23 protein-coding genes and 1 other RNA gene are annotated in these 24,411 nt (G+C 37.5%); 20 read left to right on the forward strand and 4 right to left on the reverse strand.

Translation table 11 applies throughout. The features are described 5' to 3' along the window. Positions 1 to 8 precede the first annotated feature (8 nt). The 14 genes from aspS (at position 9) to AAJG31_RS21110 (ending at position 12,360) form a co-directional block, all read left to right on the forward strand. On the forward strand, positions 9 to 1,778 hold the full coding sequence (gene aspS / locus AAJG31_RS21045) for an aspartate--tRNA ligase (protein WP_054550048.1): 1,770 nt from the start codon (positions 9 to 11) through the stop codon (positions 1,776 to 1,778). A gap of 139 nt (positions 1,779 to 1,917) precedes the next feature. Beyond that, positions 1,918 to 2,117: non-coding RNA, 6S RNA (gene ssrS, locus AAJG31_RS21050), on the forward strand. Between the two features lie 550 nt (positions 2,118 to 2,667). Next, positions 2,668 to 3,390, forward strand: coding sequence for a GntR family transcriptional regulator (locus tag AAJG31_RS21055; protein WP_004226770.1), 723 nt, complete (start codon positions 2,668 to 2,670; stop codon positions 3,388 to 3,390). A 4-nt stretch (positions 3,391 to 3,394) separates the two neighbouring features. After that, entirely contained in the window at positions 3,395 to 4,114 is a 720-nt protein-coding gene (locus AAJG31_RS21060; protein WP_103118484.1) for an SIS domain-containing protein, read from the forward strand. An 18-nt stretch (positions 4,115 to 4,132) separates the two neighbouring features. Next, positions 4,133 to 4,411, forward strand: a complete 279-nt coding sequence (locus tag AAJG31_RS21065) for an HPr family phosphocarrier protein (protein WP_279495619.1) — start codon at positions 4,133 to 4,135, stop codon at positions 4,409 to 4,411. Between the two features lie 87 nt (positions 4,412 to 4,498). Continuing rightward, positions 4,499 to 5,674: a GNAT family N-acetyltransferase gene (locus AAJG31_RS21070; RefSeq protein ID WP_279495618.1), complete on the forward strand. Its 1,176-nt coding sequence runs from the start codon at positions 4,499 to 4,501 to the stop codon at positions 5,672 to 5,674. A 226-nt stretch (positions 5,675 to 5,900) separates the two neighbouring features. Further along, positions 5,901 to 6,212 (forward strand): PTS sugar transporter subunit IIB, encoded by a 312-nt coding sequence (locus AAJG31_RS21075; RefSeq protein WP_103118482.1) that lies wholly within the window; start codon positions 5,901 to 5,903, stop codon positions 6,210 to 6,212. 18 nt (positions 6,213 to 6,230) lie between these two features. Then, entirely contained in the window at positions 6,231 to 6,551 is a 321-nt protein-coding gene (locus tag AAJG31_RS21080) for a PTS lactose/cellobiose transporter subunit IIA (protein WP_004226783.1), read from the forward strand. Between the two features lie 47 nt (positions 6,552 to 6,598). Further along, complete coding sequence (locus AAJG31_RS21085) at positions 6,599 to 7,924, forward strand: PTS sugar transporter subunit IIC (protein WP_112118169.1); 1,326 nt, start codon at positions 6,599 to 6,601, stop codon at positions 7,922 to 7,924. A gap of 24 nt (positions 7,925 to 7,948) precedes the next feature. Then, entirely contained in the window at positions 7,949 to 9,031 is a 1,083-nt protein-coding gene (locus AAJG31_RS21090) for a MupG family TIM beta-alpha barrel fold protein (RefSeq protein WP_279495617.1), read from the forward strand. 300 nt (positions 9,032 to 9,331) lie between these two features. After that, positions 9,332 to 10,093 (forward strand): tRNA threonylcarbamoyladenosine dehydratase, encoded by a 762-nt coding sequence (locus tag AAJG31_RS21095; protein ID WP_048392126.1) that lies wholly within the window; start codon positions 9,332 to 9,334, stop codon positions 10,091 to 10,093. Positions 10,094 to 10,234: 141 nt separating this feature from the next. Beyond that, positions 10,235 to 10,621, forward strand: coding sequence for a hypothetical protein (locus tag AAJG31_RS21100; RefSeq protein WP_048392127.1), 387 nt, complete (start codon positions 10,235 to 10,237; stop codon positions 10,619 to 10,621). A gap of 209 nt (positions 10,622 to 10,830) precedes the next feature. Beyond that, on the forward strand, positions 10,831 to 11,349 hold the full coding sequence (locus AAJG31_RS21105; RefSeq protein ID WP_048392128.1) for a hypothetical protein: 519 nt from the start codon (positions 10,831 to 10,833) through the stop codon (positions 11,347 to 11,349). A 294-nt stretch (positions 11,350 to 11,643) separates the two neighbouring features. After that, the gene (locus AAJG31_RS21110; protein ID WP_279495616.1) at positions 11,644 to 12,360 is read left to right on the forward strand and encodes a hypothetical protein; all 717 of its coding nucleotides are present in this window, start codon (positions 11,644 to 11,646) and stop codon (positions 12,358 to 12,360) included. 81 nt (positions 12,361 to 12,441) lie between these two features. Here AAJG31_RS21110 and AAJG31_RS21115 read toward each other — a convergent pair whose 3' ends face one another. Next, positions 12,442 to 13,728 carry a replication-associated recombination protein A gene (locus tag AAJG31_RS21115; RefSeq protein ID WP_131520511.1) on the reverse strand — a complete coding sequence of 429 codons (1,287 nt, stop codon included), beginning with the start codon at positions 13,726 to 13,728 and terminating at the stop codon, positions 12,442 to 12,444. 203 nt (positions 13,729 to 13,931) lie between these two features. Between AAJG31_RS21115 and AAJG31_RS21120 the strand changes: the two genes are divergently transcribed. The 5 genes from AAJG31_RS21120 (at position 13,932) to AAJG31_RS21140 (ending at position 19,330) form a co-directional block, all read left to right on the forward strand. Next, positions 13,932 to 14,351: an Rrf2 family transcriptional regulator gene (locus AAJG31_RS21120; RefSeq protein WP_004226809.1), complete on the forward strand. Its 420-nt coding sequence runs from the start codon at positions 13,932 to 13,934 to the stop codon at positions 14,349 to 14,351. Between the two features lie 275 nt (positions 14,352 to 14,626). Continuing rightward, positions 14,627 to 15,775 carry a cysteine desulfurase family protein gene (locus AAJG31_RS21125; protein ID WP_054550056.1) on the forward strand — a complete coding sequence of 383 codons (1,149 nt, stop codon included), beginning with the start codon at positions 14,627 to 14,629 and terminating at the stop codon, positions 15,773 to 15,775. Positions 15,776 to 15,853: 78 nt separating this feature from the next. Continuing rightward, positions 15,854 to 16,978, forward strand: a complete 1,125-nt coding sequence (mnmA, locus tag AAJG31_RS21130; RefSeq protein WP_066036484.1) for a tRNA 2-thiouridine(34) synthase MnmA — start codon at positions 15,854 to 15,856, stop codon at positions 16,976 to 16,978. 74 nt (positions 16,979 to 17,052) lie between these two features. Next, positions 17,053 to 17,712, forward strand: coding sequence for a tetratricopeptide repeat protein (locus AAJG31_RS21135; protein ID WP_048392133.1), 660 nt, complete (start codon positions 17,053 to 17,055; stop codon positions 17,710 to 17,712). 172 nt (positions 17,713 to 17,884) lie between these two features. Further along, positions 17,885 to 19,330, forward strand: coding sequence for an MDR family MFS transporter (locus AAJG31_RS21140; protein WP_066036483.1), 1,446 nt, complete (start codon positions 17,885 to 17,887; stop codon positions 19,328 to 19,330). Between the two features lie 89 nt (positions 19,331 to 19,419). On the opposite strand, the gene AAJG31_RS21145 is transcribed toward AAJG31_RS21140, so the two are convergent. The 3 genes from AAJG31_RS21145 to hisA all read right to left on the reverse strand — a co-directional run bounded on the left by AAJG31_RS21145 (position 19,420) and on the right by hisA (position 21,767). Then, complete coding sequence (locus AAJG31_RS21145; protein ID WP_048392669.1) at positions 19,420 to 20,169, reverse strand: GTP pyrophosphokinase family protein; 750 nt, start codon at positions 20,167 to 20,169, stop codon at positions 19,420 to 19,422. Between the two features lie 546 nt (positions 20,170 to 20,715). After that, entirely contained in the window at positions 20,716 to 21,003 is a 288-nt protein-coding gene (locus AAJG31_RS21150; RefSeq protein ID WP_048392136.1) for a hypothetical protein, read from the reverse strand. Further along, on the reverse strand, positions 21,000 to 21,767 hold the full coding sequence (gene hisA / locus AAJG31_RS21155; protein WP_048392137.1) for a phosphoribosylformimino-5-aminoimidazole carboxamide ribotide isomerase: 768 nt from the start codon (positions 21,765 to 21,767) through the stop codon (positions 21,000 to 21,002). The genes AAJG31_RS21150 and hisA overlap by 4 nt, the downstream gene beginning before the upstream one ends. 189 nt (positions 21,768 to 21,956) lie before the next feature. Between hisA and AAJG31_RS21160 the strand changes: the two genes are divergently transcribed. Then, a complete protein-coding gene (locus tag AAJG31_RS21160) occupies positions 21,957 to 24,389 on the forward strand; it encodes an ATP-dependent RecD-like DNA helicase (RefSeq protein ID WP_131520513.1) in 2,433 nt (810 codons plus the stop codon). Positions 24,390 to 24,411 lie beyond the last annotated feature (22 nt).

Raw genomic sequence — 24,411 nt, forward strand, 5'->3', positions numbered from 1 at the left:
ATTTAACAATGGCTACAAGAACACATGCTAGTAACGAGCTGTCAGAAGCGTTACAAGGCGAAAAAGTCGTATTAAAAGGTTGGGTACAGCGTCGTCGTGACCTTGGTGGTTTAATTTTTATTGATTTGCGTGACCGTACAGGTATTACGCAAGTTGTGTTTAGTCCAGATGTTGCAGAAGCACACGCATTAGCGGATAAAGTGCGTAGTGAATATGTGATCGAAGTGGAAGGCACAGTCATCCTTCGTACAGAGGATCAAATCAACCCGAATGTACCAAACGGTAAAATTGAAGTGGAAGCAACAAAATTAGTCGTAATTAATACGGCAAAAACAACGCCATTCCAAATCGAAGATCGTACAGATGTATCAGAAGATTTACGTTTAAAATATCGTTATCTAGACTTACGTCGTCCCGTAATGTTCGATACTTTCAAAATGCGTTCTGATGTGACACGTACAATTCGTAACTTCCTACAAAATGAAGGATTCTTAGAAGTTGAAACACCAATTTTAACAAAATCAACGCCAGAGGGTGCTCGAGACTATTTAGTTCCTTCACGTGTACATGAAGGTGAATTTTATGCCTTACCACAATCACCTCAATTATTTAAGCAATTATTAATGGTTGCTGGTTTTGAAAAGTACTTCCAAATTGCGCGTTGCTTCCGTGACGAAGATTTACGTGCTGACCGTCAACCAGAGTTTACACAGGTGGACATTGAAACGAGCTTCTTAACACAAGAAGAAGTATTAGAAATGAACGAGCGATTAATTCAAGCGGTTATGAAAGAAGTAAAAGGAATCGACATTCCTGCACCATTCCAGCGCATGAAATACCAAGAAGCAATGGATCGTTATGGTTCAGATAAGCCAGATGTACGTTTTGGATTAGAGCTTGTGGCGTTAAATGATATTTTTGAAGGCTGTAATTTCAAAGTATTTGCTGATACGGTTGCACAAGGAAAACAAGTGAAAAGTATCAATATTAAAGGTGCAGCTGACAAATATTCTCGTAAAGACATGGACGAGTTAACAAAATTCGTTGGGATTTACGGAGCAAAAGGTCTTGCCTGGTTAAAGGTAACAGAAGAAGGCTTAAACGGACCAATTGCGAAATTCTTTGACGAGGCATTAGCAGCAGCTTTAATCGAGCGTATGGGAGCAGAAGTTGGCGATATTCTAGTATTTGTAGCAGATAAAGCCGATGTTGTAGCAGCTTCATTAGGTGCTCTTCGTACAAAATTAGGACAAGATTTAAATCTGATCGATGAATCACAATTTGCTTTCCTTTGGATTACTGATTGGCCATTATTCGAATACTCTGAGGAAGATGGACGCTACTATGCAGCACACCATCCATTCACACGCCCGTTTGATGAAGATATAGCTTTAATGGACACAGACCCTGCAGCAGTACGTGCACAAGCATATGATATCGTTTTAAACGGCTATGAACTTGGTGGTGGTTCATTACGTATTTACGAACGTGACCTACAAGAGAAAATGTTTGAATTACTTGGCTTCTCAGAAGAAGAAGCACAAGCACAATTTGGCTTCCTATTAGAAGCGTTTGAATACGGCGTACCACCACATGCAGGTCTTGCCTTTGGTCTTGATCGCTTTGTTATGCTATTAGCAGGTCGTACTAATTTACGCGATACAATCGCATTCCCAAAAACAGCTAGTGCAAGCTGCTTGATGACAGAAGCACCAAGCGAAGTATCTCCTGAGCAACTAAGTGAACTAAGCCTGGCTATCAAACCATTTAGAAAATAATGTATAATTCAAAATACCTGGATTACCTAGCAAATACTGTTGGGAATCTAGGTATTTTTTGCGTTTTCGTAAGAAATTATAGATTATTAGAGAAAATCGTTTGAATTATCAGAAAAGTGGTGTTATGATAACTGTAATACGAATCCTGATGTGTTTGTCTAACTGCTAACTCTACTTCACAGTTTTGACCGAACATTATAGAATCGGGAGCCTTCATTTTGTAGTCGCAAACATGCCCCTAACAAAGCGGGACGTTTAAAGTTGCAAAGCGGGCACCCACCTGCAAATTGCGGGTTCAAAACGAATGTTTCTTGGCATTACGGCACAATTGGGATTCGTCCTATACATAGGATTGAGAGGAGCTTATTAATAGCTCCTTTTTTTACATAAAATTAAACAAGAACTAGTAGAGTGTTTTAAGTGAATGTTCAGAAAATATGAAAAATTACTTTTTATTTCTGATGAAGCAGCATATAATTGGTATAGACAACTATACCTTTTGAGAAGCTATATCCGCTAAAGGAAAAGATACATTATATCTTTAGGCAGAGATTACGAGGAAAAACACTTTATTTAAATGATTTTGAAAGCGTTTTAATTGTGGTTGATACAAAACACATGAGGGAAAAGCCTATTGAAAGAAGGCAAATTGGATCAAAATTACGAGACGATGATTAGTCAGTTGAGAATATAATGGTACAATGATTGAGCTCAGATGCTACAATGATAGTGAGAAAGTTACCACATCAAGCGACGTGTATATATGTCCTTTTCACACTGTTATCGTGGATATCATTTAGCTTTGTTTAATCATGCGAAATACAAAAACTGATCTAACGAGGTAAAGTTGTATGGAGAAATCATAAAGGCGATAAGGAAGGTGCAAGAATTGTTAGAGAAAAATTCTCATATACCTATTTATATACAAATAGAAGAGATTATTAAACAACGAATTTATTTAGAAGAATACAGAATTGGTGAGACTATCCCATCAGAACGAGAGCTTTCTGCACAATTTGATGTAAGTAGAATGACTGTTCGTCAATCCATTACCAATCTAGTAAATAGTGGTCTATTATATCGAGAAAAAGGGAGAGGAACGTATGTTGCAAATCCAAAATTAGAGCAACCGTTAAAAGGCTTAACGAGTTTCACGGAAGATATGCGGGCAAGAGGAATGGAACCAAGCAGTAAGGTATTACGATTTGAGAAAATCATACCACCAGTGGATATTGCAAGAGATTTGATGATAGAGTCTGGCGAAGAAGTATTTTTTGTAGTGCGCATAAGAAATGCAGATGCGCAACCAATGGCAATCGAAAGAACATATATCCCAGTTAAAATTTATCCGGAGTTGGATGAGAAGCAAATAATGGGCTCGCTTTATGCCTTAATCGAAGCAAAGTTCCATCAAAAAATTGGGAATGCGGTACAACAGATGGAGGCAGCCATCGTATCGAAAGAGGATAGTAAGTTTCTACAAATTAATCAAACAGCACCAGTTTTAATTATCAAACGCACAAGTTATTTATCAGATGGTAAGCCCTTTGAGCTTGTACGCAGTACGTATCGAGCTGATCGTTATAAATTCATAAGTGAAATTAAAAGGTGATTTTATGCATGCATATTTTTCTGAAATCGAAAAGCTTATCCAGGTTGTGAAGGAAAAGGAGGCATCACATATAAGTGATGTGGCTCAAATCATTGTCCAACGTCTCCAAAAAGGTGGGATAATTCAATTATTTGGTTGTGGTCATTCACAGCTATTGGCACAGGAGGCATTTTATCGAGCAGGTGGTTTAGTACCAGTCCGTCCTATATTTATTGAACCATTAGCTTTACATGCTGGAGCATTAGCTTCTTCAATCAATGAGAAAGATTCAACTATTATTGAACAGCATAAGGAACAGTTTGACTTTCGTGAAAATGATGTTTGCATCGTCATTTCAACCTCAGGGAGAAATGCAGCACCTATTGACGCAGCTTTATTAGCAAAGGATTCAGGGATATTTGTGCTATCCCTCCAATCGCTCCACTATAAGGAACAGACTACACGTCATCACAGTGGGCTGCGGCTAGAAGATGTGGTAGATTTTGTAATTAATACCCATATACCGATTGGTGATGGTGTACTAACTATACATGACATACAGTATGCGCCAGCATCTACTGTTATTGGTTCATTACTATTAAATGCTTTGTTCAGTGAAATCATAGAAACACTAGCAAAGTCCTCAATAGAGTTACCGATTTTTGTCAGCAATAATGTTGATTCGGATTGGTCACATAATGAGAAAATGATTGCCAAATATCAACATCGGATTAATTTCACGTGAAAGAGTGGAGGTATGTAAATGAAGAAAATGTATAAAATTACATCTACTGAAGGTATCCATGCCAGACCGGCTGCATTACTCGTAACTTCAGTGACACCATTTCAAAGTGATATTAAATTAACATACGAAGAAAAATCCGTTAATTTAAAGTCTATTATGGGCGTGATGTCATTAGGTGTTAAAACAGGAAGTGTAGTGGAAATTTCAGCGGATGGACCAGATGTAGCAACATTATTTCAAACTATTACTGAAGTCATGTTGTCTAAAGCAATAGGAGAAGAATGGCAAGAGGGATAAAAGATTCTTGCAGTGGTTATGATTATGCCACTGTAAAAGAATCTTATGACTAATTATCTGAATATTAGGAATTTTAGGGGTGGTTAAATGGACATTCACATCGTCTCGCCTAATGATTATGGGCAGATTCATCGATTGAGAGACTATTGCTTTCCAAATAAGTACTCAGGGGCTCGTCGAGAGGATTTTCATTATTGGATTGAGCAAAGCACGACCTTAGGTGCTTATGATGACAAAAAAATTGTTGGGCAGCTATTAATATTACCGCTAAATATTACAGTGCATGGAGTTTCATTTAAAATGGGAGGCATCGGCTTTGTTGCAACGTATCCTGAGTATCGACAACAGGGTATTATCAAAAGGCTTATGACAGAAGCGCTGCAAAAAATGCGAGACAATGGACAAACGATTTCAGTTTTAGCGCCATTTTCTGTGTCCTTCTATCGTTATTTTGGTTGGGAATTATTTTTTGAGAAGCTCCATTATACAATCCCTCAAACTATGTTTCCCTCTTTAGGGAAACAAGTAGACGTCATGAAAAGGATGAGCTTTGAGTGGTTAGATCCTGCGCTCTTTCAGATGATTAAGGATTTTCATAATGCACAGGCAATCATTCGAAATGGTGGTATGGTAAGGGATGAAGGATGGTGGAAAAGACTTGAAAGAAGGAGTCCAGATAGTCACTTTGCTGCCTATTTTCAAGGCAGTAACATAGAAGGCTATATTCGTTATACGATTCGAGATGGGGCATTTACTATCCAAGACTTTGTTGTAGCAAATCTCTTAGCTGAACAAGCTATGTGGCGTTATATGACATCTCATGCAGCAAGTGTCAGTAGCATAACGGGAGTTACTAGTAATCATTATCCTTTTGGCTTTTATTTCAAGGAGCCACAATTCAAAAGGGAAGTCATACAGGATGTGATGATTAGAGTAGTAGATGTTTATGCATTTATGCAGCAGTATCCGTGGAAGGATATTCAAGAAACATTAACGATTCGTATTGAAGATCCATTTTGTCTCTGGAATGAGCATATTTATCAAATAAATAAAAATGGTCAGGTCGCAATAATTGAGACAAGTTCAGTTTCTGATAAGCATATGTTAACACTACCAATTAATCTTTTTTCTGCGATGATGGCAGGTTATCTTTCTGTCAAAGAAACAGTTGTCTATGCTAATCAACCTACGGTAGAAAAGGTGATCAAACAGTGGGAATGGGCAATCCCTACTGAAAAGCCAGCATTTTATGAGTATTTCTAGGTATTGAATAATAAGAAAATTTAAAAATTTTTTGGCTTTTTTTCTGGACTATACCAGTTGATTATAATCATTAATTTCACGACAAAATTGATATAGCCCAATTTTGTAAATAACTTGATATAAATAAATTTAATGTAAAATTTATATTGTGGTATATACCAATAGGTGCTATTCTCAAAATAAGTAAGCGATTACACAATCGAAGAAAATAAAAGGAGTGTATCGAATGAAAAACATCATGTTAGTGTGTGTAGCAGGTATGAGTACTAGTTTATTAGTGTCGAAGATGCAAAAAGCAGCGCAAGAGCAAAATATTGAAGCCGATATTTACGCCATTGCTGAAGGAGAGGTGGAAAAGATCTTAGCGACAAAGAAGGCTGATGTTCTTTTATTAGGCCCACAGGTTCGTTATTTGAAAGGTTCATTTGAAACAAAATATAAGGATAAAGGCTTTCCAATCGATGTGATCAATATGGCGGATTACGGCATGATGAACGGTGAAAATGTCCTGAAACAGGCTCTACAACTAATTGGATAAAAGAAGGGGCAATGGGGAATGGAAGATACAGCATTAATGGCGTCCATTATGGGACTGATTGTGCATAGTGGAAATACGAAAAGTGAGTGTATGGAAGCTATTCAGCTAGCAAAAAAGGGGCAAATTGAGGCAGCAAAAGAAAAAATCAAATTAGCGAATGAGTCATTAATTGAAGCGCATCATGCTCAAACGGGGTTACTGTCTCAAGAAGCAAGGGGAGAAAAGGTAGAGGTTTCGATGTTATTAATTCATGCCCAGGATCATTTAATGAATGCTATTACTTTTCGAGATTTAGCACAGGAAATGATTGAGCTATATGAACGAATTCAAGGGGAGTAACATCAAATTTTGATGTTATCAATAAAAAGCAAAGGGAGTGTATGTGAGTGTTCCGTTTTTTAGAAGAAAAGTTTGTACCGGTTGCTGCTAGGGTTGGGAATCAGCGTCATTTAGTTGCCATTCGTGACGGATTTATTACGATTATGCCTTTAACGATTGTGGGATCTTTGGCTGTACTTATTAACAATTTGCCTATCAAATTTTATCAAAATACACTCGATGCCATCTGGAAACATGAGACATGGACTCAATTTGGCGGTAATATTTGGAGTGCTACATTTAATATCATTTCACTGCTACTTGCCTTTACTGTTGCTTATCATCTTGCTAAAAGTTATCAAAAAGATGGTCTGTCTGCTGGAGTAATTAGTTTATCAAGCTACATGACGTTTGGGACTTTCGGGGAAGGCGGATTAACCGGCTTAACAACAGGCACGGGTGGTATATTTATTGCTCTGATTGTTGCACTACTTTCTACAGAATTGTTTTGTAGATTGTCTGGCAATCCTAAACTACTAATCAAAATGCCAACTGGTGTACCACCAGCTGTTGCCAAATCATTTGCTGCGTTACTTCCTGCCATTATTACGATTGGAATATTTGCTTTAGTACGTACAATTATTTCAGCAGGTTTTGATATACCAGATATTGTCGGGTCCTTCTACTCTGCGATTCAAGAGCCATTTATGGGTCTTACAAATACATGGCTTGCTGCTTTAATTTTGGCATTTATACCTACATTTTTATGGACACTTGGCGTACATGGAGCAAATATCATCGAACCATTCATGCAAACGATTAATTTACCAGCTATTAATGAAAATGTTGCAGCAATCTCTGCTGGTAAAGTTGCGCCTTACATTGTCAATAAACCATTCTTTGATGCTTTTATTAATATGGGAGGCTCTGGTACAACAATAGCACTTATTATTGCGATTTTCATATTTGCGAGAAAGAATAAGCAATATAATACAGTTGGGAAATTATCCGCAGCACCTGGGATTTTCAATATCAATGAGCCATTACTTTTTGGGTTACCAATTGTATTAAATCCGGTTTTATTTGTTCCGTTCATTTTGACACCAATGATAAACGTAACAATTGCATTCTTTGCAACGAAATGGGGCTGGGTGCCAGCCGCTACCGTTTCACCGCCTTGGACAACACCGCCGATTATTAATGGTTTTTTAGCAACTCAATCTTGGCGTGGTGCTGTTTTGAGTATGGTCTTAATTATCATCGCTGTTTGTATTTATCTGCCATTTATCTCGATGGCGAACCGTATGGCAAGGCAGAATGAGCAAAAAGCTGCTTTAGCGGCACAGAGTGAGGAATCTGTAGTGGAATCCAGAGGACAAAAAGTGGAAGTATAAGCATCAATTAACGGAGGGTTTGAAGTGAAAAGATTAGGAATCTCGCTATATCCGCAGCATAGTACGCTAGAGGAGATGAAGCGCTATGTTCAGGTGGCTCATGATAATGGCTTTGATCGTATATTCACATGCCTAATGTCATTAAAACAGGATGAGGAGCGTCAAAAATTACAACAAATCAACGAATTTGCGCAACGCCTCGGCTTTGACATATCCGCCGATATTGCACCAGGTGTTTTTGATGATTTAGGCTTAACTTATAGGGATATTGGCTATTTAAAAGAACATTATTATTTGGCAGCCTTACGTTTAGATATGGGATTTTCAGGTCAAGAAGAAGCGTTGATGTCACTCGATGCAAGTCATCTAAAAATAGAATTAAACATTAGTAATGGTACGAAGTATGTAGATAATATTATCTCTTATCAGCCCAATAAAGAGAACATTATCGGCTGTCATAATTTTTATCCAAAACGATTTACGGGGCTATCTCGTCAGCATTTTTTACAAACGTCACAACACTTTAAAGCGCACAATGTGAGAACAGCAGCAATGATCTCCTCACAACATGGTCAATATGGACCTTGGGAGCAAACAGAGCACGGGTTACCTACATTAGAGGAACACCGTTATCTCCCAATCACTGTACAGGCGAAAGATTTATGGCACACAGGGTTAATTGACGATTGTATTATTGGCAATATGTTTGCTTCTGAGGAAGAACTACGTGCATTAGGACAATTAAATCGTAATAAGCTTGAGTTAAGGGTTGTCCAGTCTGAAGACACAAGCATTTTAGAGGAGACGATTCTTTATAAAGAGCCTCATTTTAATCGGGGTGATGTGTCTGAATACGTGATTCGGAGCACCCAATCCCGCGTGAAATATAAAAATGGAGATTTTCCTGTGCATGATATACGGCCATTAAAAAGAGGAGATGTCACGATTGATAATAATTTAGATGTTCGTTATAAGGGAGAGCTACAGATTGTGCTAAAGGACATTCCGAATACAGGATCGAGTAATGTCGTAGCTAGCATTGTAGAGGAAGAACTATTTTTATTAACATACATTCAACCATGGGCATCATTTGGATTTACAAAGTAAAGAAGAGTGAGAAAGAGATTGAGTCATCAATCTCTTTTTCTTTATGTGGTTGAGCATAATGTTATATAAGATTTACCTGATTAATCAACTAATTTTAATGTACTATTTTACCATATATAGCAGAATTGGATGAAATGTTTTTATGGATTATTATTTCAAAGGATTGAAGTAGACAATTTTGACTTTTTCTTTATATTTTTATCTTGAACAATAACATGATAAAATGTAAGATAGGTTTTGATTTTATCTTAGTATATAACTAGGTTTACTAATAAAATTTCATAGATGGAGAGTGTCAGGATGTTACATCAATTTTCACGTAACGAGCTCGCAATAGGAACAGAGGGTCTCGAGAAATTAAAAAATACAACGGTTGCCATTCTTGGTGTGGGTGGTGTCGGTTCATTCGCGGCTGAGGCATGTGCACGAAGCGGAATCGGCCGTATTATTCTAGTCGATAAGGACAATGTAGATATCACAAATGTCAACAGACAACTTGTTGCATACTTATCAACAGTTGGTCAATCAAAATCAGCTGTCATGAAAGAGCGTATTGCAGATATTAACCCAGCATGTGAAGTGATTGACATGCACATGTTTTATACGGAAGAAACTTATGAAGAATTTTTTGCACAAGGCATTGATTATGTAATCGATGCAAGTGATACAGTGATGTATAAAATTCATATAATGAAGGAATGTTTAAAGCGTAATATTCCTATTATTTCAAGCATGGGTGCAGCAAATAAGATGGACCCTACTCGCTTCCAAATTGCAGATATTTCAAAAACACATACAGACCCATTGGCTAAAATCATTCGTACTAAGCTACGTAAAGAAGGTATTCATAAGGGTGTTACGGTTGTATTTTCAGATGAAAGTCCAATTGTCGTACGTCCAGATGTTGTCGAACATGTAGGTAAGCCGGATGCAGCAATTCGAAAAGCAAAGATGCCACCTTCATCTAACGCTTTTGTACCGTCAGTAGCAGGTTTAATTGCAGCAAGCTGGGTAGTCAATACCATCCTAAAAGATGTGAAAATTACGCGCGTACAAGGTTAATACCAAATACGGTGCTTTGGTAATAGTCAAAAAACAGCATAAATGTTCATTTTCGTAGAAGTAGCTGCCTTAATTGTATTTAGAGGTAGCTACTTTTTCTATGTTACAATTAGACCGTTGTAAAAAAGGAGGCCTATACAAATGGAAAAAATTTATCAAATGGAGTATAGAGGTTTAAATCTTTTCGACGAGATTAGCACAGTAGAGTTAGCTATAGATGAAGAAAACCAAACTATACATATTTTTGATGTTGGACAGGTTGTCAGCCCCATTTTTAATTTTGATGTATCAGCCTACGAATTGTCAGATGGTTTTTATAAAATGGCTGATGTTCTGCGACACAAAAAAATCTTAACGAATCAACAAGCAGGTAGTGATTTAACATTAAGTGAATGGTTAATTATGAACAATGCTTATTTTTATATACCTCAAAAGCGCATTAAAAAATATGTGCATGGAAGTATTATTGAAATTATCGATCGAGCAAACGAACCATGCTTGTTTGATGATTATGTACAAAGGGTATAATTTTACCAAAATAGTTCCTCTTATGTACATAAAATGCTATTAATTCACGAAATTGTCTTATTTTTTTCATGTCCACACTACTTCATATGGTTTATTGCTATAATTTGAATCATCCATTAGATAATCGATCAGTTTGTTTGGGATGCTTGGTGCTACTCAGTGAATAGACAGAAAGCTAAACAGCAAATGACATATGGGAGAGTGAGAAAATGGAAATTCAAGTAATTCGTGATCATTTAGATATTGTTAAACTTCAAGAGAAAATGAATGCCATTGTATTTGACTATTTGGATACATCCAACAACTATCCGAAAGCCATGAGAGAATTGAATCCTTTATATATACAAGTCACTACCTATTATAAGGAATATGTTAATCAGCGGGCAGGGGAATTACCGAAAGCAAATACGTATTGGCATTTATTTATCGATTGTTGTGCAAAATTATGCTACTTTTTAGCTGCATCGACTTATTATTCTTCGAATGCTTTGCAAAAAACGCCTGAAAAAGTAGAGCATTTATTAAAAATAGCAGCCTATTCCTTACCGAGTATTGAGCAGGAAGAGAATGAGCAATTATTAGAAGATATCATGGCTCTTTTAACTGAAGTGCTAGAGGATGAAGAAAAAGCAACAAACATACGCAACGAAGTACTGTCACAAAAAGGTGAAGTGAAGCAATGTCTTCAACAATTTAAATTATTTGTGGAACAAGAACTTCCTGCATAAACCTTAGACAATAATAGACTATCTATTTTCTGAAAATAGCCTATACGTCAAGAATCTACGTAACTTATTGGGATTTAAATCAGTTTTTTTCTACAATGTTCGATGTGGAAAGAGAGTGATTTACTTGCCTCTTTTAGTAGCGTGGGTTCTTTTTTATTGTGAGGAAAGTAAAAAGGCATATTTTCTTGAAAGGTATTTATGTTTTTTTGTCGAATTATAGTTAGAAAATTGGTAATATATGTGCTCACGCTGTAAGAACTTAGCTAAAAGAACTTATTGGAAGGGGGCTAAGCAATGATTGTAAATGGAATAGAAATAGATTTGGCGAATTTGGAAAAGCCGCTTTTATTAGTTAGTGAGGAAGATGAACTTTTATTTCTACAGCTTATCCAACCGACAATTGAACAGGAGCTTATTCAATGTCAATTAGCGCTCTCAACAAGGAAATCTATTTCATTGGTCAAAGATATTTGGTTGGCTATGTATAGAGATCGAGAAAAGCTTTACGTCAATAGCGGTCATGCCATGCTTTATCCAATACGTTTAATTCTTTTTGAACTAGTCACACAAGCAGAATATTTCCAACGCTTAGCAAAAAAATCACGTGGCGATGAATGTCTTTCCCTTATCTATGCAGTTATTCTTTTGCAATTTGTCTTGCAATGGTTAAAAGATCGATTTAGTGGAAATAAAGAGGTATATGGTGCATTAAAACGGTTATACAGAGTGTCGGATGATGAATTAAGTAAGGAGCCCTCCTGTGAAACAAGAGAACAAAAAATTGCACAAGCAATTGCTGTAAAAGCAATTCGCTTTGAGGTAAGAGAAAACAATCAAGAGTTCGCCAGCTTGTTGTATCAGTCGTATAATTTGATTGTTTTTTTGCATAGTAAGGCAAATGAAGGAGATGTGAAAGAGTCCATTTTGCCATCACTTCGACATTTGGCAGAACCATTAAATTTGTTTTACCAAGAACGATATACAACAAATAACCCGAGCTTTACAGGATGATTGCTAGAGTAGCCTATCCTGTTGTTATATAAAAAGCAAAGTCATTTCAATTACTTAAGATAGTGACTTTGCTTTGTTTTATTATTTCTTATCTTGAAATGATTTTAGTTTGTCGTAGATGCCAGCCATGCGCTTTTCCTCACCAGCAATAACAGGTTTGTAGAATTCAGTTCCTACAAGTTCGTCTGGCAAATATTGCTGGTCTACCCAACCACCAAAAGTACCGATCGGTGTGTTATGAGGATATTGATAGCCAACGTGTCCTAAATCTTTTGCACCCTCGTAATGAGCATCTCGCAAATGATGAGGTATATCACCTGTTTTGCCTTCATGAATAGCCTTAATGGCAGCATCAATTGCCACAATGGCTGAGTTGGATTTTGAGGCAAGGCACATTTCAATGACAGCACTGGCAAGTGGGATACGTGCCTCTGGTAATCCTAGTCGTTCAGCTGCTTGAATAGCAGCTAATATATGAGGTCCGACTTCGGGATTAGCTAGACCAATATCCTCATAGGCCATAACAAGTAGGCGTCTGCTGACAGCCACTAAATCGCCTGTTTCCAATAAATGCGCTAGATAATACAGAGCAGCATTGGTATCACTGCCACGCACAGACTTTTGCAGAGCTGATAGTAAATTATAAAAATGTGATCCTTTTTTATCGCCATACACACCAATTCGACTAATGAGATGTTCAATGACATGGTCGGCAGCAACCGTTTGTCCATCCACCTCATCACTGGCATAGTAAATGGATTCTAGCAAAGTTAACGCCTTTCGTGCATCTCCATTTGCTGCGGCTGCAATTTGTTCAATTTGTGATGGTGTTAAGGCAAAATGATATTTACCTAGTCCGCGTCTTTCATCAGCAAGTGCTTTTTCAACTAGCTCGATTAAATTTTCCTTCGTTAAGCGTTTTAGCTGGTAAATTTCGCCACAGCGTGAACGAATCGCTGGATTAACATCATGATAGGGATTTTCTGTCGTGGCACCAATTAATACAATTGATCCATTTTCTACATGTGGTAACAGTGTATCTTGCTGTAATTTATTGAAACGATGAATTTCATCTAGGAAAAGTATTACTTTCCCTGAAATTCTTGCTTCTTGTACAATATCTTCCACATCTTTTTTGCCAGCTCGTGTAGCATTAAGTGCGAAGAAAGGGAGCTTGGAACTTCCTGCAATGGCATTGGCAATGGATGTTTTACCGATACCAGGTTCTCCATATAGCAACATGGAAGGGACATGTTCATTTTGAATCATTTTATAAAGGGCTGTGTTGGGACCAATGAAATCCTGATGACCAACAATCTCATCAAGGGTTAAAGGTCGCATTCGAAAAGCGAGTGGTTCATTGTGCAAAATAACTTCCCCTTTCTGTCGTTGTCATTTTTTGCTTCATACATTTTTTTACGCTAAAATAAAGCACTCATATGGATTTTGAACGACTATGAATCGCTTTAATTAGTATATCATATCCTTCTAGGTGTATTTCCGAGTTCATCAAGAGGAGATTATGATATACTGTTGGTAGTATTTTGACTAGACTAATTGAGGGTGATAAAATGAAAATTTCAACAAAGGGCCGTTATGGGCTTACAATTATGATTGAATTAGCAAAGCATTATGGGGAAGGGCCAATTCCCTTGCGTAAAATTGCGGCGGAAAAGGAACTTTCAGAGGCATATTTAGAGCAATTAGTATCTCCGCTTCGTAATTCAGGCTTAGTAAAAAGTGTACGTGGTGCTTATGGTGGTTATATGCTAGCAAATCCACCTAGCGAAATTTCAGCAGCCCATGTTATTAGTGTGCTAGAAGGGCCGATTCAACCAGTAGAGGGTATTGAAAATGAAGAAGCCCCGCAACGTGAGTTATGGCTACGTATTCGTGATGCAGTAAAAAACGTGTTAGATACAACGACAATTGAAGATTTAGCACAATATACAGAAGAAAATGTAGTGGAAGGCTACATGTTCTATATTTAAAATAGTTTAAGCTAAAGCGCTACTCCTGCATTCACTTCATTTTTTTGGGAGATTGTGAACTATTCACATCTCAATGGCTATTTTTACGATGAGTGATGTGGGTTTTGTGCTTTTATCTCGATTCAGCAAATGTTTTGTACTAAAATGAACCACTAAGTACGGGAGACTCCCCACTTATAGAGGAGCGAAGAACACTTTTATTTTTTTGCAAGCATTAACTGAATCAAGCGAAAGCCTCTGGCGGATGTCACAGAGTTTAAAAAGGAGTTTTCAACATGAATTCATATATCTATCTCGATCATGCGGCCACATCTCCAATGAATGGCCAAGTAATAGAAGCGATGACGACTGCTATGCAAGAGGTATTTGGCAATGCATCGAGTATTCATAAAGCAGGTCGAGAAGCAAGGAAATATCTAGATGATGCACGTGAGCTATTGGCGAAATCAATTGGTGCGCAAGCAGGGGAAATTATTTTCACAAGTGGTGGCACAGAAGCTGACAATATGGCAATTTTAGGAACTGTCTATGCCCGTGCAAATGAAGGAAAACACATCATAACAACGCAAGTAGAGCATCATGCAGTATTACATACGTGTGAAAAACTTGAACGTGATGGCTTTGAGGTGACCTATTTACCTGTTGATCAAAAAGGGCGTGTCGCGATTGAGGATGTCCAAAAAGCCCTTCGTGATGATACCATTTTAGTGACAATTATGTATGGAAATAATGAAGTTGGAACGATACAGCCAATTGCTGAGATTGGCGCGCTATTGCGTGAGCATAGTGCCATATTCCATACAGATGCGGTTCAGGCTTATGGCTTAGAGTCCATTGATGTAAATGAATTACAGGTGGATTTATTGAGTGTATCTGCTCATAAAATCAACGGTCCAAAAGGTGTTGGATTCCTTTATCAAAAAGCAGGAACACCGTTAGCAAGTTATGCTCTTGGGGGCGCACAAGAGAAAAAACGTCGTGCAGGTACTGAAAATATACCTGCCATTATTGCTTTTGCGACTGCAGTGCAAGTTGCAAATGAGTTGCGTGAAGAAAAGCGTTCACTATACAATCACTTTAAGCAAATTATGCTTGCTGTTTTTTCACAGGAAAAGCTAGCATTCCATGTAAATGGTGATGAGGTGGATTCGTTGCCTCATGTCTTAAATATTAGCTTTGCAGGCATGGAGGTAGAATCATTTTTAGTGAACCTTGATATGGCAGGTATCTATGTTTCGAGTGGTTCGGCATGTACTGCAGGATCGATTGATCCTTCTCATGTGTTAGTAGCAATGTTTGGACAAAGTGCAGAGGAGCTACGAAATTCAATCCGATTCAGCTTTGGGCAGGGTTTAACGGAAAAGGATATACAAGATGCAGCAGAAAAAACGGCTCAAATTGTGAAAAAACTAGCTAAAAAATAATTTGCAAAATACTTATGTTATGTTTCGTTAAAATATTGAAACATAAACTGTAATTAGATAAAAGAAAAGGTGACCACAATGAAAGAAACACGTGACCCCTCTCAAATTCGAGTTGTTGTCGGCATGTCAGGTGGGGTAGATTCATCGGTGGCGGCATACTTGTTAAAACAACAAGGGTATGAAGTAATCGGGATCTTTATGAAAAACTGGGATGATACAGACGAAAACGGTGTTTGTACGGCAACGGAAGATTATGACGATGTAATAAAAGTATGTAATCAAATTGGGATCCCATACTATGCTGTCAATTTCGAGAAACAATATTGGGATAAGGTTTTCACATACTTTTTAGAAGAATATAAAGCAGGGCGTACACCAAATCCTGATGTTATGTGCAATAAAGAAATTAAATTTAAAGCATTTTTAGAGCATGCCATGAACCTTGGTGCTGATTATTTAGCGACAGGTCACTATGCACGAATTGATCGTAGTGGTGATGGTGAAGTTAGAATGTTACGTGGCGTTGATGATAATAAAGATCAAACATACTTTTTAAATCAATTATCCCAAGAGCAATTGGCGCATGTAATGTTCCCAATTGGTGATATAGAGAAAAAAGAAGTACGAAAAATTGCAGAAGAAGCTGGCCTTGCTACGGCAAAGAAAAAAGATTCAACAGGCATTTGCTTTATCGGTGAACGTAATTTCAAGGAGTTCTTGAGTCAATATTTACCAGCGCAACCTGGGAAAATGGAAACAATGGATGGCGTTGTAATGGGCCAACACGATGGTTTAATGTACTATACACTTGGTCAACGACACGGGCTTGGTATTGGTGGGGACGGCGAGCCTTGGTTTGTGCTAGGAAAAGATTTAGCGCGTAATGTTCTACTTGTCGGACAAGGCTTTGACAATGAATATTCGTATTCAACATCATTAACAGCTGTGAAAATGAGCTATACTTCGACAAAAAAATTGCCTGGGAAATTTTCTTGCACAGCAAAATTCCGTTATCGTCAAACTGATACACCAGTAGAAGTTGAAATTTTACCAGATGGCCGTGCACACATTACATTTGCAGAACCTGTACGTGCAATTACACCTGGCCAAGCTGTAGTGCTATACAACGGAGAAGAATGTATGGGTGGCGGAACGATTGATGAAGTCTTTAAAAGTAATGAAAAACTAACATATGTTGGATAAATTGCGTTAAGACTGCTTTTATGGCCTCTTGGCTTCCTAAAAGCAGTCTTTCGCTACATAGAGGTGAAGAACAAATGAATTATAATGAACAGGGCATCCAAGCATTTCAAGAAAAACGTTATGAGGATGCTGCTCAACTATTTACAAAAGCAATAGAGGCAGAGCCTGAAAATGCTATTGGGTATGTAAATTTCGGCAATTTATTAGCCGTATTAGAGGATACTGAACGTGCAGAACGTTTCTTCCAAAAGGCAATCACTGTAGATGAATCAGCAGCTACAGCCTATTACGGTCTAGCGAATTTATATTACAATGCTGAACGCTATGCCGAGGCCGTGAAGCTATATGAGCAAGCGCTAAAACATCATATTGAAGGTGCCGATGTCTATTATATGATGGGGAAATGCTTTGAACGGTTGGATAACTCAAAATTGGCATTACCATATTTACAACGTGCGGTAGAAATTGCTCCAGAGGATACACAGATTCGTTTAGCCTATGCGATAGTGTTATGTGCATTAGAAATGTTTGAGGAAGGGAAGAAGGAACTAGATCTCTTAATTGAACAGGATTGGAATAATGCAGATGCACATTATAATTTAGGCGTACTATATGCCGTGTCTACCGAACAAACAGAGGATGCAATGTATCATTTGAAACAAGCCTTTACCTTACAACCTGAATATGACCAAGCACGTTATATTTACGATATGATTGCTCAACGATTTAACTGATAGATAATAAGCAGCGAGTGAATGTTGATTAACATTCTTGCTGCTTTTTTATTGATTTTATCTAGTAATACAGAAAAAATTGTTTATTTTTTCATAAATTGAATCTCTTTCTCTTTTAATTCTAGTTCAAACTTGGTAATGTATGTCATGCAGGAAAGGAAAAGGTGACAGAATGAATAAAGTTTTTATTGCACTATTACTTGTAACAGCACTTGCTGCAATTGAGGGAACTATTGTTAGTACTGCTATTCCGAGTATTACGGCTGATTTATTAGGTGTAGACTTAATAAGCTGGATTTATTCTGCTTATTTACTAGCTTCAGCCATAGCGGCGATTATTTTTGGTAAATTAGCCGATTTATTTGGTCGTAAACGGATGATTATTACTGGTATCATTATTTTTTTAGTAGGTTCTATGTTATGTGGTTTAGCTCAATCCATGGAGCAATTAATTGTTTTTCGAGCAATTCAAGGTATTGGCGCAGGTTCAATTTTACCGATTACATTAACAATGGTTGGTGAATTGTTTAAGACTGAAAAAGAGCGTGCCAAAGGACAAAGCTATTTAAGTATGGTATGGGGCGTTTCTGGTGTAGTAGGTCCGTTATTTGGAGGCTTTATAGTTGACCAAGTATCTTGGCATTTTATTTTCTTCATTAATGTACCGTTTGGTTTAGCCTCTATTTATTTAATTGCTAAACATTATAAAGAACAACTAGAGGCAGTGAAGCGTAAAATTGACTACCTAGGTGCAGTGTTTTTTACAATTGGCATGGTTGCGTTACTGTTTGTTATTATCGAAAACAGTAAAACACAAACCTGGTTATCAGGTCAATCGCTGCTAATGTATGGTGTTGCTCTTGTATTCTTAAGTATTTTTATCTGGGTGGAGTTACGAGCAGAGGAGCCAATTATTCCGTTAACACTGTTTAAAAATGGACGACTAATGGTCATTAATGCATTAACTTTAAGCGGTATGTCTATTGTCATTGGTGTAACCGTTTATATTCCTATATTTGCTCAAAGTGTTTTAGGCAAAAATGCAACGCAGGCTGGTTTATTATTAACACCAATGTCTATTTTTTGGACGGTGAACTCGATTATGGCAGGTTATTTAATCGGTCGTTTAACAAATAAACGCATTATCCAAATGGGTACGATTTTACTTGTTACGGGTACACTATTGTTGGCAAGACTATCTTCAGATTCTAGTGATTTCAGCGTTTATTTCGCATCATCGTTAATAGGGCTAGGGATGGGCTTTATTATGCCGATGTTGATGATTTCCATACAAAAGGTGGCAGATCCAAAGCAACTTGGTATTTCAATTGGTTTGAACTCTTTTACAAATACATTTAGCCAAGCGATTGGTGCAGCGCTATTTGGTATGATTTTCAACCTGGCAACGAGTGAAAAAATGGCTTCATTAGGAAAAGGTGAAATTCAATTAAATGGTGAATTTGCAAAAGGTGGGTTTAAATTAGAAGAAGTAAGCTTTTTAAAGGATACTATTGCGAATGGCGTCAGTTATGTATATATAGCTACCTTTATTTTTGCTATTGGTGCTCTTATTTTCTCCTTTTTTGTAGCAACGAAATCTACAAGGAAAGCGCAATAGTGAATAAAAAGTAAAATCCACCTCACATTCTGTGATCAAGCAGCGTGTGAGGTGGGTTTTTCATTTGACAACTAAACCATAGAATAAATTTACTTTTTGAATAGAGTGTCATCAATTATTTGATTGCCAGGTAGTTCCGTTAAGTATTTCGCTAAATGTGCGATGGGGGTACTGTCTAGCAATGAAGGCTCGGCTTCATTTTCTTTTAAAATATTGATTTCCTTATTCAGTCGCTCCATTTTTCGATCTAATTCAGCTGCTTGTAGTGCGGCTTCCTTTAATTCATGTCGAATATGCTCAGGTACTTCTTTGTTATACTTATAATAAATTTTGTGTTCTAAGCTTGCCCAGAAATCCATTGCAATTGTACGAATTTGGATCTCTGTATAGACCTTTTCCATATGGTCTGACATAAAGATAGGAATTTTAATAATAAGATGTAAGCTTTGGTAGCCATTTTCTTTTGGATTGGCTATATAATCCTTCACCTCAACAACTTCCATGTCATGCTGTGCTTGTAACATGGCACTTACCTTGTAAATATCCTCCACAAAGGAACAGGTGATGCGAGCACCAGCTATATCGCGGATATTTTCACGCACGGCCTCTATTGATGGAGGAAGCTCTTTTTTCATCATCTTCGTTAAAATACTTTTAGGTGATTTTACACGTGTAGAAACATGCTCAATTGGATTATATTCATGAATTAACTTAAATTCTTCTTGTAATATATTAATTTTCGTTTCCACTTCCTGTAGAGCAAATTTGTAAGCTAAAAAGAAGCGTGTTAATTCAGTTTGAAAAGATTTTAAAGTGTTTACTTCTAGTTCAGTTTTCATCGTTTGTAAATCCTTTCTTTTACGGTTTATTCGATTTTTATTTTTTGTATAGCTGTGATGGGCAACGAGATACTTCCAAATGGAATTTTCTATAGCTCTCCATAAAAGAATGTTTGATGCACAAGCAAACGTAATGATTTGCCCTGCATCTGATTCATTAATAATATACCTTCTATGAGGAACTTCAATCCTATCGTCAATGATAAATTTTTATTGATTGAAAGCTTCCATAAATAAACAATTAATATAGGCAAACTAATACGAGCTATATAAAAATTAAACGGACCAAAAGTTATCCACCATGTTCTGTATCCACTATGAAAGCCTACACCATAGGGGATCACGGTGATCATCTCTATAAGAAGAGCGGAAAGCATAAAAATAAGGTAGGAAAAAAATATGTAGTTTAGTCATGAAAGCCCCCTGTGGTTTATGCTATACAATATATAACTCACATGACAATGAAAAGGTTTCAGAAATAGGGGCAAGGAAGAAATGCAGAAGAGGGTTTGAGGTTAAACAAAGGGAACCATTTGTCCCCTTGTTTTAACTAATAATTTCAGCATTTAAGTTATAGCGCTTATTAAACTCATCAACGAAAATTTGTAAATCAATATAGGTTCCAATATAAGGCTCTGTTTCTTGATCGCGTAAGAACCCACATGTTGCCTTTAGTGATTTTGAAAATTCCAATAACATTTGTTCGTTGTCAAGTTGTACATGAATTGCAAGAGAATGATCCTTTTTATTCACTTTAAAATACTTACCATCTATGATTCTCTCTAAATTAGTTTCTTGAAATGGAAAAACATAATCTTTATAAATGAGCTTCACAAGATCCCGCCTTTTTTACAATATTCGACTACATCTGTATAAGGTAAATCGCCACCAAAAATTGAGAGCGCACTTCCAATGGTTACATGAAGTTTTCCGTGGGCTAATTGATTAAATTTTTCTAAGTCTTCGATTGAACGAACGCCACCTGCATAGGTAGTTGGAATAGATGTCCAGGCAGCTAAATCCTGTACCAAGCTTTCCTGCATACCACCCTTTTTTCCTTCAACATCGACAGCATGTATTAACAGCTCATCACAAAAGTCTTCAATATAGGCAATCGACGCAGCATTGACTTCGAAATGACTAAATGTAGTCCATTTATCTGTCATGACAAACCACTTTCCGTCACGCATCTTACAACTGAGATCGATAACAAGGTGTTCTTTACCAATTAATTGATTTAAGCGCTTTAAACGCGCTAAATCGAGCTGACCATCATGAAAAATATAGGATGTGACAATGACATGCGAAGCGCCTGCGTCAATATACTTTTGAGCATTGTCAGCCGTAATGCCGCCACCTATTTGCAAGCCTTGAGGATAGGCTGTTAAAGCGGATAGGGCAGCTTCTTCATTACCAGAGCCTAGCATAATAACGTGTCCACCTGTTAAACGATCTTGGGCAAACATTTGTGCATAGTGGCTAGCGTCATGTTGAGAAATAAAGTTTTCTACAACTGCTTGATTTGTATATCCCAAAGTGCTACCTACAATTTGCTTTACTTTGCCATCGTGTAAATCGATGCAAGGTCTAAATTCCAATAATTTCACAATCCTTCCGTGCAACTAATTCATATTAATCATAGCATGGAACGGAGGATAAAGGCAGAGAATTGTCATTTGTCAAAATAATGTAAAAATAACAAAGTGGATATATTTTTGTCTGCGATATTTTCATGTGGCTATGGTAAAATAAAAAGATTGAAAACTATAAGAAAGGACGGACCGAACATGACAGATCATTTAGATTTATTTGAACTCAATAAATTTTTTATACTCGGACGTCCGATCGTCTCTATCTTTCATAATGCGCAAAATATGTATTCGATTGTACGTGTGAAAATTCAAGAGACGAATTTGCAATATGAAGATAAAGAGATTATTGTTGTTGGTTATTTTCCCCCACTACAAATGGATGAACAATATCGATTTACTGGTATTTTAAAACAGCATCCTAAATACGGTGCTCAATTTCAAATTGAGACATTTACAAAAGAGGTACCTGCAACTGAGCAAGGAATTATTCATTATTTATCTAGTGACCTCTTCGTAGGGATCGGGAAAAAAACAGCTGAAACGATTGTTGAAAAACTAGGTGCTAATGCACTCCGTGTTATTTTAGAAGATCCTAGTGCCCTCGATGCTGTTCCGCGTCTATCCGCTGAAAAAAAAGAAGTCATTCACCGCACCATTGAGCAAAACTTAGGCTTAGAGCGGGTCATGATTCAATTGAATGAGTGGGGATTTGGTCCACAGCTTGGGATGAAGATTTATCAAACCTATCGAACAGAAGCCATTGAATTACTGACAGAAAATCCATACCGCTTGATTGAAGATGTGGAAGGAGTGGGTTTCTTTCGAGCCGACGAGCTAGGTGCGAAATTAGGTATAACTGGTAAACATCCTGATCGTGTCAAAGCAGCGATTTTACATATTTTAAATACAGCAGCTTTATCGGATGGACATGTTTATCTAGATGCAGAACAGGTTTTACCGCTCGTTAAGGAAATGCTTGAACAAAGCCAACGACAGGAGATACCATTCGAGGATATTTCTCAAGCCTGTATCGGACTCCGTGAAGAAGGCAAAATTTGTGGTGAAGAGACAAGGTTATATTTGCCATCTCTCTATTTTTCGGAGGTAGGGATTGCATCGAAAATCTTATCGCTTATCGAGCGGAATAATAAGGCTGAACATTTTAGTAAAGATGAAATTCGAAAAGCCATTGGAGAAACAGAGGAGCTACTCAATGTTACCTATGCAGAAACACAAGCGAATGCCATCGAACAGGCTTTAAATTCAGCTGTTATGATTTTAACGGGTGGTCCTGGTACGGGGAAAACCACTGTTGTACGGGGAGTCGTAGAAGTTTATGCAAAGCTTCATGGGCTATCCTTAAATCCAAAAGAGTATGCTCAAAAAGAGGAGCCTTTTCCGATTATTCTTTGTGCGCCGACTGGACGTGCTGCTAAACGATTAGCCGAATCAACAGAGCTTCCTGCGATGACCATCCATCGACTGCTCGGTTTTACAGGGCAAGAAAAAGAGGAAGAAACAGAGCGGGAAGTAACAGGTAAGCTGATTATCGTGGATGAAATGTCAATGGTTGATACATGGCTTGCCCATCAATTATTAAAAGCTTTACATGAAGATGTTCAAGTTGTCTTTGTTGGAGATCAGGATCAGCTTCCACCAGTAGGTCCAGGACAGGTGTTAAAGGATTTATTAGCATCCAAGCAGCTACCAACTGTCGAGCTAACAGATGTTTATCGACAAGCAGAAGGCTCAACGATTATTGAACTTGCGCATCAAATAAAAAAAGGAACGATTCCACAAGAGTTAACAGCTAAAACCTCTGATCGTTCGTTTATTAAGGCTTCAGCAGACCAAGTTGCCAACGTTGTTACTCAAGTTGTCAAAAGTGCTGTCGCAAAGGGCCAGGAAATCCGTAATATTCAAGTGTTGGCGCCCATGTATAAAGGACCAGCTGGTATAGATAATTTAAATAAAATGATTCAAGAGCTTATTAACCCAAATGATACTGGCACACGAAAAGAGCTAGTCTTTGGGGATGTCACCTATCGAATAAAGGATAAAGTTCTTCAGCTTGTCAATCAACCTGAAAGCAATGTCTTTAATGGAGATATGGGTGAGGTTATTAGTATTATTAAGGCGAAAGAGACGATCGAAAAACAAGATTTACTGATCGTATCCTTTGATGGCATTGAAGTGACCTATCAACGAAGCGACCTCAATCAATTGACACTAGCTTATTGTTGCTCCATCCATAAATCACAGGGCTCTGAGTTTCAAACGGTCATTATGCCAGTGGTTAGAGGGTATTCCAAAATGTTACGGCGTAATCTTTTATACACAGGTATTACACGTGCTAAAAACTTTTTGATTTTATGTGGTGAACCAGATGTGCTTGCGGATGGTTTACAACGTACAGATGACCTTCAGCGTTTCACCTCTTTACGTGCAAGACTTAACCCAATGGAAATTGAGGAAGAACTTGTGGAAGTCGAGGCAGTGCCAGTAGATAATGAAGGGATGCAGGAGCCTGTTTCCGTTGAACAAAAGCTAACAGTAGAAACAGCCCCTTATATTCATCCAATGATTGGTATGAATGATGTCTCTCCATATGATTTTTTGGATGAATAAAATATATATTCCCGATTAGACT

This window comes from Lysinibacillus sp. BS3, from assembly GCF_039614735.1.
GTDB classification, from domain to species: Bacteria; Bacillota; Bacilli; order Bacillales_A; family Planococcaceae; genus Lysinibacillus; species Lysinibacillus capsici.

Excerpts from the sequence above, each read along its gene's own strand:
- aspS (WP_054550048.1), top strand. The coding sequence starts at position 9 with ATGGCTACAAGAACACATGCTAGTAACGAGCTGTCAGAAGCGTTACAA.
- AAJG31_RS21060 (WP_103118484.1), top strand. The coding sequence starts at position 3,395 with ATGCATGCATATTTTTCTGAAATCGAAAAGCTTATCCAGGTTGTGAAG.
- AAJG31_RS21065 (WP_279495619.1), top strand. The coding sequence starts at position 4,133 with ATGAAGAAAATGTATAAAATTACATCTACTGAAGGTATCCATGCCAGA.
- AAJG31_RS21070 (WP_279495618.1), top strand. The coding sequence starts at position 4,499 with ATGGACATTCACATCGTCTCGCCTAATGATTATGGGCAGATTCATCGA.
- AAJG31_RS21075 (WP_103118482.1), top strand. The coding sequence starts at position 5,901 with ATGAAAAACATCATGTTAGTGTGTGTAGCAGGTATGAGTACTAGTTTA.
- AAJG31_RS21080 (WP_004226783.1), top strand. The coding sequence starts at position 6,231 with ATGGAAGATACAGCATTAATGGCGTCCATTATGGGACTGATTGTGCAT.
- AAJG31_RS21095 (WP_048392126.1), top strand. The coding sequence starts at position 9,332 with ATGTTACATCAATTTTCACGTAACGAGCTCGCAATAGGAACAGAGGGT.
- AAJG31_RS21100 (WP_048392127.1), top strand. The coding sequence starts at position 10,235 with ATGGAAAAAATTTATCAAATGGAGTATAGAGGTTTAAATCTTTTCGAC.
- AAJG31_RS21105 (WP_048392128.1), top strand. The coding sequence starts at position 10,831 with ATGGAAATTCAAGTAATTCGTGATCATTTAGATATTGTTAAACTTCAA.
- AAJG31_RS21110 (WP_279495616.1), top strand. The coding sequence starts at position 11,644 with ATGATTGTAAATGGAATAGAAATAGATTTGGCGAATTTGGAAAAGCCG.
- AAJG31_RS21120 (WP_004226809.1), top strand. The coding sequence starts at position 13,932 with ATGAAAATTTCAACAAAGGGCCGTTATGGGCTTACAATTATGATTGAA.
- AAJG31_RS21125 (WP_054550056.1), top strand. The coding sequence starts at position 14,627 with ATGAATTCATATATCTATCTCGATCATGCGGCCACATCTCCAATGAAT.
- mnmA (WP_066036484.1), top strand. The coding sequence starts at position 15,854 with ATGAAAGAAACACGTGACCCCTCTCAAATTCGAGTTGTTGTCGGCATG.
- AAJG31_RS21135 (WP_048392133.1), top strand. The coding sequence starts at position 17,053 with ATGAATTATAATGAACAGGGCATCCAAGCATTTCAAGAAAAACGTTAT.
- AAJG31_RS21140 (WP_066036483.1), top strand. The coding sequence starts at position 17,885 with ATGAATAAAGTTTTTATTGCACTATTACTTGTAACAGCACTTGCTGCA.
- AAJG31_RS21145 (WP_048392669.1), bottom strand. The coding sequence starts at position 20,169 with ATGAAAACTGAACTAGAAGTAAACACTTTAAAATCTTTTCAAACTGAA.
- AAJG31_RS21160 (WP_131520513.1), top strand. The coding sequence starts at position 21,957 with ATGACAGATCATTTAGATTTATTTGAACTCAATAAATTTTTTATACTC.